Here is a 12279-nt window from a genome sequence, read left to right as displayed (position 1 = left end):
TCACCTCTGTCTTGAGTCGATCGTTCTCGGCCTGTAGCTCTGCAATCTGCTTCTCGGCACTCTTCAAAGCGGCCTTATGGATCAATAGCTCATCGGTGGTAGTTCGGGTGTGGTCTCGGTATTCGTTCAAGACGTCGTCTAACGGAACTTGCACGGTGTCACTCCTTCTCTGCCTCAAGGGCTAGGTACAGCGAAACTTCATATGACGGCTCTTCCATAGATAGCCAACCTTTCTCGGGTTCGTCGTCGTCAGGTTCAGCGGTTATTTCGATGCTCATAGATGCTTCCAGGTGTAGCGACTGAATACATGATTGATGGTTTGCCTAGATACGCCATACTCCTTGGCCAAGTCGACCTGACGCACTTTTCCTGTCGCCAGTGTTTCCCGTATGTCGAGAACATCCTGGTTGGTTAGTAGCGCTCGACCATGATCCTCGCCGCGAATCTCAGTGCCGTCACGTAATCGGTCGATGGTGTTATTTGCCAGAGGTGTTCCCCAATAGAGATTACTGAGTGAGTTGTCAGATTTACCGTTAGGGCCGTGACAGGCTATGTGCCCCTCAGGCCGGGGAGAGACGAACGATTCGAGCATTAATACGTGCAAGGATGCGTTACGCCTCTTGCCGTTGCCAAACAGTACGACCCGGAAATATCCGTTGGGTTGTTTGGCGGGCTTCATCCAATCTCCTTTACCTCTTGGTCGTGGCTTGCTCCACACTCGTGCGTCCTCTGTAATCAGGTAGTTCTCGTAGCCCGGTATGGGCGTGGCACATGGATACATCGTCTGCCTTTCTACGTGATGGTTTCGACTGCACAGGCAACAAGGTCGCGGGCACAATTCGGGGCCACTGCATTCCCTGCAAGTCGTACTCGAACCCTCTTGGAGAGTCGGTCCTCAGCCCAGTTGTAGTCACTGGGGAATTCCATCGCTGCCGCATACTCTTGAGGAGAGAGCATCCTGAAGAGGCAATCTTCTACAGACGCTTGCGCGCGGACGAGTGCCGCAGTATCAACGGTGGTGACTGTCCTTAGAGGGTCGCTGGTCGGACGGGTAACCCCTTGGCTGTAGTACGGCACCACAAGTCCGTGATGATTCCCGGACGCCGTGACAGTGGCCAAAGGAACCGATACGGAACGGGCGGTAGAACTACCCCCGCGCAACTCGGCAATGAACGCATCCGGGATCATCAGCCCGGTTTCGTTCCTCGCGGTTATCGTTCGCATGGGGACGTCCAGGGCGAACGGCTGCTTTCCGTCGCGACCCTCTACCGGGACCAGAGCGGGACCGTACCTCTCAAGCCCAATCTTGATGCGGTTGAGCGTCTTCTCGGCAAGAGGGCGCTTCCGGTCCCCGATACGGCTCCCGAGATCTGACCAATCGATGATGTCGCTCGCTGGTCGCGTCAGAGGCTCCGTGACCCCGTTGCAGGTGCGGCACCGGTAGAGGTACTGCGCGCGGTACTTGCCCGCTTGCTTCTCGGGGTTTTTCCAAGCCTGATAGGTCTCCCGCGTCGAGCCGCAGGATTCGCACCATGCGGTGGGACATGTCCAGCGCTCGGTGTCTGGGCACGGTGTGCCTTTGGGATGAGCGAGACAGAACCACCGATCGCGCCATTGAGCAGCGGCCGGCCCAAGTTGACCCGCGAACGCAGCATTCAGGAAGACTTCGTGGAGGCAGTAGCCCGTGTCTTCCATCGAGATCTTCCAGCCACGGAATCCCGACCACTTGCGGACCTCCACGACGTTCTCAACAAAGACGAACCGGTAGCGGTGGTACTCCGTGAAGCGCTGAACGTCCCACATCGTTGATCGGCTACGTTCGGCGTCTGCGTCCTCAGCGGACTCCTGTCTTGACCTTCCCTGCGCTACGGAATGGTTCGTGCAAGAGGGACTACTCCACATCAATTCGGTAGTGGGGTAGCGCCTTGGATCTACCTGCGAGATATCGGCACAGTCGTGGTCTGTATTGGGGTGGTTTAGTTGGTGGACATCAATAGCAACGGGCCAATGGTTGGCCGCCATTTTTACGGTTACACCAGGAACGAGTGCGGCTCCATATGATGAGCCACCCCCGCCACAAAATAAATCAAGCAGCGAGAGCCCACTCATAAGCGGTCTTTTTCTTCACGGGCCTTGACCGAGGTCTTAGGGGGCTTCGGTGTGGCAGTGGTGATGTGCATGAGCTATCGCCTCGGCTTCTCGTAGTTACGGATGGACTCGGTAAGGCTCTGAACCTCTTGGTTGAACTGTCGGCTAAAAAGGAACCCTGCGATTTTGAGGGTCAGGGCGAGGAGCATTAACGCTCCGCAGACGGCAAACAAGATTTCCATGGTTACTCCTATCTTGTGTTGGTGGTTACTCGGTTTCGGGTTCTTTCGAGGTGACGGTCAGTCCGTCGCTTACGAAGAGGTTCCGTAACGCGTGACGGATGAGAGCACTACGTGAGATCTGCCTTACGTCGGCTGAGGCAACAACGTTGCTCTTGTCTTCCGGGGTTAAGGCAAAACTCATCATGAGGGGTGATGACTTGCGGGGTGTAGGCATTCCTTTCTCCTTTCTTGGTTGATAGTCCCATTTTATCAACTAAAGGCTTCGCCGCTTTCCGCAACTCTGGTTTATGGCATGCGAAAGCCCCGCAGAACCTATTGCGGTTCTAGCGGGGCTTTTTCGTGCTACGAAGCAGTGATCAGATACCGGCTAGTGCCTGCTTCACCTGAGCGAGGGAGGGGTTCGTCATCACGCTTTCTGCGCTACCGTTGGAGGGAACAACGACAACCGTGGGAACTGTCTGGTTTCCGCCGTTCGCCTTCTCCACGAACGCCGCGGACGCCGGGTCGTGCTCGATGTTGATCTCGTCGTACGTGATGCCCTCACGGTCCATCTGGCCCTTGAGCCGGCGGCAGTAGCCGCACCACGTGGTGCTGTACATCGTCACAGTGCCCGGCATGTCTCTCGTGCTCCTTCGCTGCAGGGAGGTGCGTGTTCGCAGTCAGGGGAACGTACGTGACCGGGCTGCCATTCCCGTACGCGGCCCGGCAGGACGAGCGGTGGAAGACGACGCAGGCAAGAGCGACGCCTGCCGCACGGGACCGGCCGCGCCTGCCGTATTAGTACGACTGCAAGCGGCTCCCTGTGGACAACCTGCGCATCCGCCTCCGCCGACCTGGCAGCATGGCGGGGTGACAGCAGCATCGCATTCCACCCTTTTCCCGCAGGGCTCCCACGGCTCTCAGTACCCGGCAGCGCCGAGTGGGGCCGACGCGGTGCTCGAAGGGCTCGACCCCGAGCAGCGCGAGGTCGCCACCGCTCTGCACGGCCCGGTGTGCGTGCTCGCGGGAGCCGGTACGGGCAAGACCCGTGCCATCACCCACCGCATCGCCTATGGAGTACGGGCCGGGATCCTCCAGCCCTCCAGCGTGCTCGCCGTCACCTTCACCAACCGGGCGGCGGGCGAGATGCGCGGCCGCCTCCGCCAGCTCGGCGCCTCCGGGGTCCAGGCGCGTACCTTCCACTCCGCCGCCCTGCGCCAGCTCCAGTACTTCTGGCCGAAAGCAGTCGGTGGCAGCCTGCCCCGCATCGTCGACCGCAAGATCCAGCTCGTCGCCGACGCCGCGGCCGCCTGCCGCATCCGCCTCGACCGCGGCGAACTGCGTGACGTCACCGCCGAGATCGAATGGTCCAAGGTCACCCAGACCATCCCCGCCGACTACGCCGCGGCGGCCGTGAAAGCCGGACGTGAAGCCCCCCGCGACCGCGCCGAGATCGCACAGCTCTACTCCGCGTACGAGGACGTCAAGCGCGGCCGCGGCGTCATCGACTTCGAGGACGTCCTGCTGCTGACCGTCGGAATCCTTCAGGACCAGCACCACATCGCCGAAGCGGTCCGCGCCCAGTACCAGCACTTCGTCGTCGACGAGTACCAGGACGTCAGCCCCCTGCAGCAACGCCTCCTGGAACTGTGGCTCGGCGAGCGCGACAGCCTCTGTGTCGTCGGCGACGCCAGCCAGACCATCTACTCCTTCACCGGCGCGACCCCCGACCACCTCCTCGACTTCCGCACCCGCCACCCCGGCGCCACCGTCGTCAAGCTCGTCCGCGACTACCGCTCCACCCCTCAGGTGGTCCACCTCGCCAACGGCCTGCTCTCCCAGGCCCGCGGCCGCGCGGCCGACCACCGTCTGGAGCTGATCTCCCAGCGAGCCGCGGGTCCCGAGCCCGGCTACGCGGAGTACGCCGACGAGCCCGCCGAGGCCGAAGGCGCCGCCCGCCGCATCCGCGACCTCATCGCCTCCGGCACCCCCGCGAGCGAGATCGCGATCCTCTTCCGTACGAACTCGCAGTCCGAGATCTACGAGCAGGCCCTCGCCGACGTCGCGGTGCCCTACCAGCTGCGCGGAGCCGAGCGCTTCTTCGACCGCCCCGAGGTCAAGCGGGCCATTCACGCGCTGCGCGGCGCGGCCCGCTTCGGAGGCAACGACTCCCTCCTCGACGACGCCCCCGACCTGCCCTCGCAGGTACGAGCCGTCCTGTCCGGCGACGGCTGGACCCACCAGCCACCGGCGGGCTCCGGAGCCGTCAGAGAGCGCTGGGAATCCCTCGCCGCCCTCGCGAACCTCGCCCAGGACTTCGCCGCCGCCAAGGCCGACGCCACCCTCGGCGACCTCGTGGCCGAACTCGAAGAGCGCGCCGGCGCCCAGCACGCCCCGACCGTCCAGGGCGTCACCCTCGCCTCCCTCCACTCCGCCAAGGGCCTGGAGTGGGACGTCGTCTTCCTGGTCGGCGTCGCCGAAGGCATGATGCCGATCTCCTACGCCAAGACCGACGAACAGATCGAGGAGGAGCGCCGCCTCCTCTACGTCGGTGTCACCCGTGCCAGACAGCACCTCTCGGTCTCCTGGTCGCAGTCCCGCTCACCCGGCGGCCGCCCCAACCGGCGGCCCAGCCGCTTCCTCGACGGCCTGCGACCCGGCTCCGTCACCGCCGCGGGCCGCAGGGGCACCACCGGCCCCGGCGGGCCGGGCGGCATCGAGCGCGGAGCCCCGGGCAGCGCCCCCGGCGTGCCCCGGCGGGCCAACCGCACCCCCGCCCGCTGCCGGGTCTGCGGCCGCACCCTCAACGACGCCGGCGAGATGAAGCTGATGCGCTGCGAGGACTGTCCCTCCGACATGGACGAAGGTCTCTACGAACGGCTGCGCGACTGGCGGGCGGTCCAGGCCCGGGGCAGCGGCCAGCCGGACTTCTGCGTCTTCACGGACAAGACGCTGATGGCCATCGCGGAAGCGGTGCCGTCCACTCCGGTTGAGCTGGCCCGCATCCCGGGCGTCCGCGCCCGCAAGCTCAACCGCTACGGAACCGACGTACTCGCCATCTGTGCAGGTCAGGAGCCTGATACCGGTGAGGACGAGGAATGATTCAAAATCGTCGAGAAAATAGTTTGCGCATGCCCCAGCAATCCCCATAAGTTCTAGAGCACGGAAACGGCGGCCTTCTCGAAGGCCCAGGTTTCGTGCTGTACTTAACAACCGACGGACCGGCTCGCCCGGTCCCAGAGACGCCGAGAGGAGGCGATTCCAGTGATCAGCATCACCACCAGCTCCGCCAGCACCGCCAAAATGACCGATCGCTCGGTCGTCTCCACCTGCCTGCTCGGCTTCTCGAACCTGGGCACCGGTCTGTCCGGCATCGCTGCCATTCGGCCGGCGTCCCCCGTGTCTCTCGCGGCAGTCCCTGTTCGCGAGCGCAATGAGCGACCGATGAAGGCACTGGAAGCAGTAGAGGCACAGGCGAAGGCCTATGCCTTTGAGGCCGCCGGTGCCGGAGCCAACAAGCAGACGCATCACACGATGTGGGCCTTCCGTGGGCCTGACCCCTGGAGTGATCCAGCCTGATCGACGATCAGGCCGGCGCCTTCAGGGCCGCGGAACCCCACCCGGGATCCGCGGCCCTTCTGTTTGTCCCCGACCGGGGACGGCGGAGCGAAGGGGCCTCGGGACAACAAAACACCCCGGTACCAGCCGCCAACCGGCCAACCCGGCCGGCACGACCAGACGAGGAAGACCAGCCGTGCAACTCGAAGCGCACGCCCCGTCCGTACCGCCTTCCGAAACGATCACCCCGCCTGGCTCCACGGAGGACTCCACCTTGACCCCGCTCACTGCGCTGACCGCGCTCGACGACGCCATCGAGAACCTGGGCGTACCCGTCCCCTGCCGTTCGTACGACCCGGAGGTCTTCTTCGCCGAGTCGCCGGCCGATGTCGAGTACGCCAAGTCCCTCTGCCGCACCTGCCCGCTGATCGAGGCCTGCCTCGCCGGCGCCAAGGAGCGGCGTGAGCCCTGGGGTGTCTGGGGCGGCGAGCTCTTCGTCCAGGGTGTCGTTGTCGCCCGGAAGCGGCCCCGTGGCCGTCCGCGCAAGAACCCGGTTGCGGCATGAACATCACAGGAACGATCGATCGCCCCCTGACGCACGACCCCAAGAAACAGGCCCCGATGAAGCCGTTCACCGGCGAGCCCACCGGCTCCGCGATTCCAGACTTCACTGCCACCGGCGCGAACGACTCGCGTCAGAACAGGACCCGAGAGATGCAACTCATCCCAGAAGCTCTCGCGCGTGCGCATATGCACGAGCGACTCCAGGAGGCGGAGCGGGAACGCCGGGCCATGCGCCTGGTGGCCGCGCGCCGTATGCAGCGCCGCGCCGAGCGCGCGTCGCTGCGTGCCCGCCGCGCTCTGGCCATGGCGGTCATGCAGTAGGACCCCACCGGCCGAGAGCCGACATGAACAACCTCTGATCGCGGGGGCCGGTCCGAACGGACCGGCCCCCGCGGTGCGTTGTCCCCCCCCCCCCCCGTCGCACCGCCCGCCGAGGGCGACGAGAGGTCACTCCCCACTTGCGGACGTGCGGGAGAACCTCACGCCCCGGCTGCCGAGTCCTCCTCGTTCAGTTCCGACTCGTCCTCGTCCACGTCCACGTCCAGTTCCGGCTCCGTGTCCGGGAGGAAACCGGGAAGCCACTCCTCCAGTTCCTGCCGCAGCCGTACCGTCGCGCCCAGCTGGCACAGCACGCCGATCGTGCTCAGGGTCACCCGGTGAATCAGCAGGTACGCCGGCGGTAGGTTGAGCTGTTTGCCCAACTGGTGCGCGGGGGAGCGGGGGTCGGCGACCCGGGCCGCCTGGCTCCGCATCCAGCCCCGGCTGAACGTGAACTCGTCGAGCTGGGCCGGCTCGATGATGGGGAGCAGGTAGTCGAGAACGGCGTCCGGGTCCAGTTCGATGGACTCCTTGACGAAGCCTTCCTCGCAGAGCAGTTCGTAGACGGCTTCCGCCTCGCCGTCGAGGGTCATGCGGAGAGAGTCCCCGATCGTCGACGGCAGACCGTCCGGGAGACGGTCCACCGTGCCGAAGTCGAGGACGCCCAGCCGCCAGCCACTCCTGTCGGCGGACCTCTCGGAGCCCTCGGCGGCATCGCCGCTCTCAGCGCTCTCGGAGTCTTCGGCGTCGTCGGATCCTTCGGAGGCCGCGAGGTCCCTGGGATCGTCCGGCACGAGACGGAAGTTCCCCGGGTGCGGGTCCGCGTGCAGCAGGCCGGTGCGGGAGGGGCCGGAGAAGAGGAAGCGAGCCAGGAGCTGACCCGCTCGGTCGCGCTCCTCCGGCGTACCGTCGGTTATCACCTCGGAGAGCGGTATTCCGTCGATCCACTCCGTGACCAGTACCTGTTCGCGCTGATGGACCACGGCCGGCACCAGGACGTCCGGGTCGTCCGCGAACTCCTCCGCGTGGGCCTGCTGCGCCTGTGCCTCCAGGCCGTAGTCGAGCTCCTCGGACACCCGGTCGCGCAGTTCCGCGATGAGCGGCTTGATGTCCATGCCCGGGATCAGCGGTCCCAGCAGCCGGGCGAAACGGCTCAACTGGTTCAAGTCGGACAGCAGGGCCTCGCCGGCTCCGGGGTACTGGACCTTGACCGCGACCGGCCGGCCGTCGTGCCAGACCGCTCGGTGCACCTGCCCGATCGAGGCCGCCGCGGCGGGTTTGTCCTGGAATTCCAGGAACAGATCCTGCCAGTCCTCGCCGAGCCGCTCGGCCAGCACGGCGTGCACCGTGCGCGTCGGCATCGGTGGAGCCGCTTCCTGGAGTTTCGTGAGCGCCGCACGATACGGGCCCGCGACCTCCTCGGGAAGAGCCGACTCGAAGACGGACATGGCCTGCCCGAACTTCATGGCGCCGCCCTTGAGCTCGCCGAGCACCTTGAACAACTGCTCAGCCGTGCGCTGCTGCAGCTCGCGGCCCACGAGCTCCGCGGACTTGCCGCCGATTCGTTTGCCGAGTCCCCAGGTGGCGCGCCCGGCGAAGCCGAGCGGTAGTGCGGCGAGCTTGGCGGTTCGGGTGACCGCCTTCCGGGGAAGATCAGACATGCGCCCTCCAAGTACCGGACAGCCGTGCCGCGTGCGGCTGTTGCCCGACCATTGTGTCGTGCGGCCTTTCGCCTTCCGAGGTCTGCTCCCCCTTACCTCTCTCCCCGGGCCCGCAGGGGCATGCGGGATGCTGCCACACCGGGCGGGCGTGCCAGTCGAAACCGGGCACCGAAACCTCCCAGCGGGCCCCCGCACTCGACGGTTGTTCCCCGTCCATGAAGGCGAGGGCGTGCCCCGCGGCCAGCCCCGCGACCGTGGCGGCCAGCGTCAGATCGCACGCCGGTACCTGACGGGTCTGTCCGGAGCGCCACTGGGCGAGAAGGCGCGGCCAGGCGGGATCCCGGTCGGTACGTCCCAGATCCAGACAGCCCGCACAGGCCGTTTCCCCGGGCAGGACCAGGGGGCCGACGACGCCCGTGCCTTCCACGACCCCGGCGAAGAGATGAGGTGTGCCGGAGTCGATCAGCGGCTCGAAGACCGCCGGGTCGGGTGCGTGGACGGCGAGGCCGTCCCGGGGTGCGATGATCACCAGGGAGAGGCCCGGGTCGTCCTCTTCGGGAGCGGACCGGACGCCGCCTCGGCGGGGCGGACGACCGGGTGCGGCTCCGCGCACCGCGCGCCGTGCGGCCTCGTCCCGGCGCTCGCCGATGGACTCCACGGGCAGTCCGCCCGGCGCCACGTCCCAGGGTTCGACGCAACCGCCGTCCTGCACCTGGACCCGGCCCACCCCCGCGCCCGCCAGCGCCGCGGCCAGGACGACCCCGACTCTGCCCGCGCCCCGTACCTGGACACGCAGTGCGCCACGGGCCGCCAGCCGGCGCATGGCCTCGCCCGGTTCGGGGGCGACGAGGGACAGGGAGGCGGCGTCGGGCCGGAGCCGGTCCAGGACGGCCGGTTTTCCGCGCAGCGCGTCGGCGGCCGGGCCGCCGCCCGTCGCGTCGTCCAGCAGTCCGGCCCGGGACAGCCGCTCCACCAGGCCGTCGACATGACCGTCGGGCAGCCCCATACGGCGCCCCTCGTCGCGCAGAAGAGGCAGCCCGCGTGTTCCGTCGAACAAGGTCAGGAGGCTGCCTGTCGCCGTGTCCATCGGGCCGAGCACCATCGCGTGCGCGGGCGCCATACCGAACTGCACGGTGTTCAGATCCCGCCAGCCGCGCCGCAGCGCGGGTTTCACCATCGGATGCATGAAGCGCCCCCCGTACGTCCCCGTTGTCGTCCCGGTGTGCGCCGGCGGAGTTCGTCCCGCTCCGTCGGCCGAGTGCCAGGATGCCCGCATTGCCCGGCGCGTGCCGAAAGTTGTCCACAGGCGGTGGATGTTCGTCACACAAATCAAGCGCGTGGGGTGCGGTTCGGCATCGATGCGTACCGGAGACGGGACTTCCCCCTTGCGCAACCGGTAACGTCGGGGCGTGCCCGCCGACCCACTGCACCGTGCCGGAAACCCACAGCGCAGCACGACGAGCCAGCCGCCAAGCGGCTCGGGGGCGAGCGCGATCGAGGTCCGCAGGAGCGCGCGACGGCGCAGAACGGTCTCCGCGTACCGTGAGGGCGATCGCACCGTCGTGCTCATTCCCGCCCGGATGTCCGAGGCGGAGGAACAGCGCTGGGTCACCGTCATGCTCGACAAGCTGGCCGCCCAGGAGAACAAGCGGGTGCTCGGCGACACGGAGCTGTCCGAGCGGGCCGCCCGGCTCTCCGAGCTGTACTTCGACGGCCGGGCCCGGCCCACGTCGGTGCGCTGGGTCACCAATCAGAACACGCGCTGGGGTTCGTGCACCCCGGCCGAGGGCAGTATCCGTCTCTCGCACCGCTTGCAGGGCATGCCCGAGTACGTCGTCGACTACGTCCTCGTCCATGAGCTCGCGCATCTGCTCGTACCGGGCCACGGGCCCGATTTCTGGCGGCTCCTGGAGGCCTACCCGCGCACCGAGCGGGCCCGCGGCTACCTCGAAGGTGTGGTCGCCGCCGACCGGCTGCCCCACCTGCCCGCCGCGCGCGGTGAGTGACGCACGTCCGACGGCCTGACGCCGAACCCCTGCCCGGACGGGCGGGAGCGGGGTTTGTGTACCGGGTCTGTACCGGCTTCCGCCACGGCTGGATTTTGCCGTTAGCCTGACGCGACGCACTTGTATTCGGGATGGGGGACGGTCGTTACGCATGGCCAGGGAATTCCAACGCGGCCACAAGGCCAGGATCAGTGACCTCACCGCGGGCACCGATCTGTACGTAGGTGTGCAGATCACCGGTCCGGGGCTGACCTTCGACATCAGCTGCTTCGGTCTGGACGCCGACGAACGGCTTTCGGACGACCAGTACTTCATCTTCTTCAACCAGCCGAAGTCTCCTGAGGAGTCCATTCAGCTCCTCGGCGCGCAGGCGGGCGACACGGAGTCCTTCCGCGTCACCCTCGACAGGATCCCTCCGCGGATCCAGAAGCTGTCGTTCACGGCGACCGTCGACGGCGCGGGACAGATGTCCCAGATCGCGCCCGGGTACATCCGGATCGTGGCGGGCGGCGAGGAGGTGGCCCGGTACTCGTTCACCGGCGCCGAGTTCTCCACCGAGCGTGCCGTGATGCTGGGTGACTTCTACCTGAAGGACGTGTGGCGGTTCGCCGCGGTCGGTCAGGGCTTCGACGGCGGCCTCGACGCGCTGCTGAAGAACTTCGGCGGCGAGGTCGCCGAGGAGGAGCCGGCCGCAGCGCCCGCGCCGCAGGCCGGTGCCCCGTCGTTCGCGCCGCCGGCCCAGGCCTCCGCGCCGCCCGCGTTCGGGGCCCCCGCTGGCCACGCCGCGCCCGCCCCTCCCGCGCCGCAGCCCGCCCAGGGTTTCGCGCCGCCTCAGGGGCAGACGCCACCGCCGGCGCCCGCGCCCCCGGTGCACGCCGCGCCGACCATCATCGCGCCCCTGACCCCGCCCGGTGGTGCTCCCGTACCGCCTCCGGCGCCCGCTCCGGCGCCGTACGGGCAGCCGGGCCAGCAGCCCCCGTACGGGCAGGCCCCCGGCCAGACCGCACCCCTGCCGCCCGGATACGGGCACCCTCAGGCACCTCAGGCGCCTGCTCCGCCGCAGGGTTACGGCCAGCCGACTCCGCCTCCGGGCTACGGTCAGCAGCCGCCGTTCGGCCAGGTTCCGGGTCAGCCCGGCGCGCCGGGTGCGCCCGCCGCGTACGGAGTGCCGCAGGGCGCTCCCCAGGGCGGTGCCGGTGTCACCGCGGCGCTGCAGGCGTACAAGGAGACGCCCACCGGGCAGCGCTGGACCCAGCAGAACAAGAAGATGGTCCGTGTCGACCTCGGCATGGGCGGCGACCAGGCCGTACTGGCCCGCCAGGGCAGCATGGTGCTCTACCAGGGCAAGGTCGACTTCAGCTACAAGGGCGCTGGCTTCTCCGGCCGGATCGTGGGCAACGCGACCGGCCAGGAGATGCAGCTCATGCGCTGTTCGGGCCGTGGCCAGGTCTTCCTCGCGGAGAACGGCGCCATGCTGCACCCCATCGAGCTGCAGGGTGACGCCGTGTGCGTCTCCGCGGAGAACGTCCTGGCCTTCGACGAGACGCTTCAGTACGAGGTGCGCCGCGTCGAAGGGCACGGCATCCCCGGCGGCGCCCTGTTCACGATGCAGTTCCAGGGCACCGGCACGATCGTCGTGAAGACGCGCGGTGTGCCCGTCGTCCTGCCCGTGACGCCGACGACGTTCGCCGACTGCAACGCCGTCGTCGCCTGGTCCGCCGCCTCCCAGGTGATTGTTTCCAGCCAGGTGAGGATGCGCCGCAACGCCTACCCGGGCGACACCGGGGAGAGCGTGAACCTCCAGTTCCGCGGCGCGCCCGGCAATTTCATCGTCGTCCAGCCGTACGAGGTCTGAGGGAGCCC

11 protein-coding genes are annotated in these 12279 nt (G+C 67.4%); 6 read left to right on the top strand and 5 right to left on the bottom strand.

What is annotated here, in order from left to right; genetic code table 11:
• Nucleotides 1-274: 274 nt before the first annotated feature.
• From OHS59_RS16160 to OHS59_RS16150, 3 genes are all read right to left on the bottom strand, one after another.
• Complete coding sequence (locus OHS59_RS16160; RefSeq protein ID WP_328494095.1) at nucleotides 275-781, bottom strand: NUMOD4 domain-containing protein; 507 nt, start codon at nucleotides 779-781, stop codon at nucleotides 275-277.
• Between the two features lie 11 nt (nucleotides 782-792).
• The gene (locus OHS59_RS16155) at nucleotides 793-2109 is read right to left on the bottom strand and encodes a DNA cytosine methyltransferase (protein ID WP_328494094.1); all 1317 of its coding nucleotides are present in this window, start codon (nucleotides 2107-2109) and stop codon (nucleotides 793-795) included.
• A gap of 577 nt (nucleotides 2110-2686) precedes the next feature.
• Nucleotides 2687-2947 carry a mycoredoxin gene (locus OHS59_RS16150; protein WP_328494093.1) on the bottom strand — a complete coding sequence of 87 codons (261 nt, stop codon included), beginning with the start codon at nucleotides 2945-2947 and terminating at the stop codon, nucleotides 2687-2689.
• Nucleotides 2948-3179: 232 nt separating this feature from the next.
• Between OHS59_RS16150 and OHS59_RS16145 the strand changes: the two genes are divergently transcribed.
• The 4 genes from OHS59_RS16145 (at nucleotide 3180) to OHS59_RS16130 (ending at nucleotide 6752) form a co-directional block, all read left to right on the top strand.
• Entirely contained in the window at nucleotides 3180-5411 is a 2232-nt protein-coding gene (locus OHS59_RS16145) for an ATP-dependent DNA helicase UvrD2 (RefSeq protein WP_443061446.1), read from the top strand.
• Between the two features lie 162 nt (nucleotides 5412-5573).
• Nucleotides 5574-5888: a hypothetical protein gene (locus OHS59_RS16140; RefSeq protein WP_328494092.1), complete on the top strand. Its 315-nt coding sequence runs from the start codon at nucleotides 5574-5576 to the stop codon at nucleotides 5886-5888.
• A 175-nt stretch (nucleotides 5889-6063) separates the two neighbouring features.
• Nucleotides 6064-6432, top strand: a complete 369-nt coding sequence (locus tag OHS59_RS16135; RefSeq protein WP_107020143.1) for a WhiB family transcriptional regulator — start codon at nucleotides 6064-6066, stop codon at nucleotides 6430-6432.
• Nucleotides 6429-6752, top strand: a complete 324-nt coding sequence (locus tag OHS59_RS16130) for a hypothetical protein (protein ID WP_328494091.1) — start codon at nucleotides 6429-6431, stop codon at nucleotides 6750-6752. Before OHS59_RS16135 ends, OHS59_RS16130 begins: the two co-directional genes overlap by 4 nt.
• Nucleotides 6753-6910: 158 nt before the next feature.
• Here OHS59_RS16130 and OHS59_RS16125 read toward each other — a convergent pair whose 3' ends face one another.
• Complete coding sequence (locus OHS59_RS16125; RefSeq protein ID WP_328494090.1) at nucleotides 6911-8410, bottom strand: ABC1 kinase family protein; 1500 nt, start codon at nucleotides 8408-8410, stop codon at nucleotides 6911-6913.
• The gene (locus OHS59_RS16120; protein ID WP_328494089.1) at nucleotides 8403-9596 is read right to left on the bottom strand and encodes a TOMM precursor leader peptide-binding protein; all 1194 of its coding nucleotides are present in this window, start codon (nucleotides 9594-9596) and stop codon (nucleotides 8403-8405) included. Before OHS59_RS16120 ends, OHS59_RS16125 begins: the two co-directional genes overlap by 8 nt.
• A gap of 223 nt (nucleotides 9597-9819) precedes the next feature.
• On the opposite strand from OHS59_RS16120, the gene OHS59_RS16115 reads away from it, so the two are divergent.
• Both OHS59_RS16115 and OHS59_RS16110 read left to right on the top strand, forming a co-directional pair.
• Nucleotides 9820-10416: a M48 metallopeptidase family protein gene (locus OHS59_RS16115; protein WP_328494088.1), complete on the top strand. Its 597-nt coding sequence runs from the start codon at nucleotides 9820-9822 to the stop codon at nucleotides 10414-10416.
• A 151-nt stretch (nucleotides 10417-10567) separates the two neighbouring features.
• Complete coding sequence (locus OHS59_RS16110) at nucleotides 10568-12271, top strand: TerD family protein (RefSeq protein WP_328494087.1); 1704 nt, start codon at nucleotides 10568-10570, stop codon at nucleotides 12269-12271.
• Nucleotides 12272-12279 lie beyond the last annotated feature (8 nt).

It is taken from the genome of Streptomyces sp. NBC_00414 (genome assembly GCF_036038375.1).
GTDB lineage: Bacteria > Actinomycetota > Actinomycetes > Streptomycetales > Streptomycetaceae > Streptomyces.
Note: the sequence above shows the minus strand (reverse complement) of the source record. Positions and strands in the feature narration are given on the sequence as shown.

Bases quoted from the DNA above. Each gene is read 5' to 3' on its own strand.
- OHS59_RS16120 (WP_328494089.1), bottom strand. From the start codon at position 9,596: ATGCATCCGATGGTGAAACCCGCGCTGCGGCGCGGCTGGCGGGATCTG.
- OHS59_RS16155 (WP_328494094.1), bottom strand. From the start codon at position 2,109: ATGAGTGGGCTCTCGCTGCTTGATTTATTTTGTGGCGGGGGTGGCTCA.
- OHS59_RS16160 (WP_328494095.1), bottom strand. From the start codon at position 781: ATGTATCCATGTGCCACGCCCATACCGGGCTACGAGAACTACCTGATT.
- OHS59_RS16150 (WP_328494093.1), bottom strand. From the start codon at position 2,947: ATGCCGGGCACTGTGACGATGTACAGCACCACGTGGTGCGGCTACTGC.
- OHS59_RS16125 (WP_328494090.1), bottom strand. From the start codon at position 8,410: ATGTCTGATCTTCCCCGGAAGGCGGTCACCCGAACCGCCAAGCTCGCC.
- OHS59_RS16110 (WP_328494087.1), top strand. From the start codon at position 10,568: ATGGCCAGGGAATTCCAACGCGGCCACAAGGCCAGGATCAGTGACCTC.
- OHS59_RS16130 (WP_328494091.1), top strand. From the start codon at position 6,429: ATGAACATCACAGGAACGATCGATCGCCCCCTGACGCACGACCCCAAG.